Source organism: Hydrogenophaga sp. (assembly GCF_028698005.1).
Lineage (GTDB): Bacteria > Pseudomonadota > Gammaproteobacteria > Burkholderiales > Burkholderiaceae_C > Hydrogenophaga.
Map to the genome: position 1 here is coordinate 1 of NZ_JAQVEJ010000263.1, position 2,749 is coordinate 2,749.

3 protein-coding genes are annotated in these 2,749 nt (G+C 67.6%); all 3 read right to left on the reverse strand.

Annotated elements, in window-relative coordinates:
- Positions 1–577, reverse strand: a 577-nt coding sequence (locus tag PHQ87_RS15760; RefSeq protein WP_300236489.1) for an NAD-dependent epimerase/dehydratase family protein, incomplete at its 3' end; no start/stop codon positions are given.
- Positions 574–1,617: an acyltransferase family protein gene (locus PHQ87_RS15765; protein ID WP_300236492.1), complete on the reverse strand. Its 1,044-nt coding sequence runs from the start codon at positions 1,615–1,617 to the stop codon at positions 574–576. The genes PHQ87_RS15760 and PHQ87_RS15765, both read right to left, overlap by 4 nt.
- A gap of 34 nt (positions 1,618–1,651) precedes the next feature.
- Complete coding sequence (locus tag PHQ87_RS15770) at positions 1,652–2,614, reverse strand: glycosyltransferase family 2 protein (protein WP_300236494.1); 963 nt, start codon at positions 2,612–2,614, stop codon at positions 1,652–1,654.
- Between the last annotated feature and the right edge of the window lie 135 nt (positions 2,615–2,749).

A 2,749-nucleotide genomic window follows, 5' to 3' on the forward strand; every position in this document is an offset into this window, starting at 1 on the left:
GGGGCAGGGGCAGGCCGGAGGCAACCCAGCGCATCAGACGCTGGAAGTTGGCGCCCACGCCAGGGCCGTACACCAGGGGCGGGCGGATCACCACCACCTCGATGCCCGTCTCGTGCGCCAGCGGCCACAGTGACTGCTCGGCTTCCCATTTGGATTGACCATAGGGGTCTTGCGGGGAGGGTGGACTGTCATGCCGGAACGGCTGCCCTGGCGGCGTGGCCTCGCCCAGTACCTTGACCGAGCTGACGAAAACGAAGCGGCGCACACCGGCCTGCGCGGCCGCCTGTGCCAGGTGCCGGGTACCTTGCGTGTTGACGCGGCGGTAGGTGGCCAGGTTGTCGCCGGACCCTCCCGCGCCCATGCGGTGCACGTGGGCGGCGCAATGGACCACGCAGGCCAGGCCTTCCAGCGCACCGCGCCAGTCGGTGTCGGGTCCGATGTTGCCGACGATGCGGTCACCGGGCATTGCGTCGCCCGCGGCCTGACGCAGCAGGCGCCGCACCGGCTGTCCCTGTGATGCCAGGTGGGCGCACAGCGCGCGGCCCACGAAGCCGGAGGCGCCGGTGACGCCGATCATGCGGCCACCCGCCGCTTGCCCAGGGTCCAGGGCAGAAAGCGCTCCATGATGGCCACGCAGGGCACCAGCAGGATGGCGGTGACCACGCCGGTCAGCGCAACCGGCAGCGTCTGTGTCTCCAACTGGCCGATCGGCAGGTGCAGGACGGCCGACAGCGCCACCTTGACCACGCGGATGATCAGCATGTGGATCACCATGATCGCCATGCTGCTCTGGCCCAGCCAGACCAGCCAGTCGGCGCCGGGTCCCAGCGCCTGCACCAGCAGCACGGTGGCGTAGGTGCCGGCGAAGGCGAATACCAGGTAGAGCAGGGGATGCCCCAGCACCATGTCGGCCAGGGTGACGAAGCCGTTCAGGCCCGAGGCCAGCGTCAGTGCCAGCAGGGGCACGCACAGCAGTGCCGCTCGGCCGGCCGTCACGGGCCAGCGTCCGAGTCGCGCGTGCGTGTGCCCGGCCTGGAAGAACACCAGACCCACCAGCGCGGACGACAGGCTCCAGGGCAGGGTGACGTGGCGGCTGGCCAGGATGCCGGCCGCAGCCAGGGCCAGCACCATTGCCCAGCGCAGCGCCATCGGCCGCACGGCGGTGTTGATCAGGTAGCCGATCACGAAGGTGCAGAACAGGGCCACCACGAACCACATCGGGGTGTTGACCAGGCGGCCTTCGCCCAAGGTGCCGTAGAGCACTCCCCACAGCGGGCGCCAGGGACCGTAGCCGAACTGCTCGATGCTCAGTCCGGCCGCGCTGGCCGCGGCGTAGCCGGCCAGGTAGAAGGCGTAGCCCAGCAGCGCATAGCAGAAGTAAGGCACCAGCAGCGTGCGCGCCTTGTCGCCCAGCATCGCCCCGAAGGGCTTGTTTCCCGGCTTGAGCGTCAGCCCCGAGATGAAGAAAAACAGCGGGACGTGGAACGCGTAGATGTAGATGTAGAAGGCCGACGGCTCCTCCACCGAGGCCAGGTGCCCGAGCACGATGAGGATGATGCCCAGGCCCTTGGCGGCATCGATCCAGGTGACGCGGTTCGGTGATGCGGCGGAAGTCACTGGGCCGACAGGGCGATATGGAAAATGCCGCCGATCAGCGCGCGTCACGGCCCTGGCGGTCGCGGTTTTCCAGGGTCAGTGTCCGCACCTCCTCGAGCAGCTTGCGGTTGGCTGCCAGCAGGTCGGCCACGAAGGCGATCAGGATGGTGTGGAAACCGATGATCAGCAGCGAACTGGCCAGGATGAGCGACTGCACATGGCCGTCATAGCCATGTTCGGACGTGAGCCATTTGTAGACGAAGCGTGCGCCGATCAGGAAACCCGCGCCGAACATCACCCCGCCGATGGTGCCGAAGAAGCGGAACGGCCGGTAGATGGCGAACACCCGGATGATGGTGACGATGCTGCGTTGGATGTACGAGCGGATGCTCTTGACCAGGCGCGAGGGGCGCAGGTCGCCGTTGACGCGGATCGGCACCGAGGTGATGGCCATGTTCTTCTGGCCGGCCTGGATGATGGTCTCCAGCGTATAGGTGTAATCGCTGAACACCACCAGGCGCTGCGCGGCGGCGCGGCTGACGGCCCGGAAGCCGCTGGGCGCGTCGGGGATGCTGGTTTTGCTGGCCACACGCACCACCCAGCTGCCGAGCTTCTGCAAGAACTTCTTGACCGGGCTGAAGTGCTCGATGCTGGCGATCGGGCGGGCGCCCACCACGATGTCGGCCTTGCCTTCGACGATCGGCTGTGTCAGCAGCGGGATATCGGCCGCGTTGTACTGGTTGTCGGCATCGGTGTTGACGATCACATCCGCGCCGGCGTCCAGGCAGGCGCGCAACCCGTTCATGAAGCCCCGCGCCAGGCCCTGGTTGCGCGTGTGGCGCACCACATGGTCCACACCATGGGCCAGCGCCACCTCGACCGTGTTGTCGGTGCTGCCATCGTCGATGATCAGCCACTCCACCTGGTCGAAGCCCGGGACTTCGCGCGGCAACTCGGCCAGGGTGATGCCCAGCGTGGCGGCCTCGTTGTAACAGGGGATCTGGATGATGAGCTTCAAAATGTTCTCCGTGGTGCCGGTTCGGTTCGGGTCAGATATTGTGCCGCCGCGGCTGCCTGTGCCGGCCGCAGGTGTTGCCCGGGCACGTCAGCCGAACCGGCGCCGGGCAGCTCCGAGACCGGATCAGCCCCCTTG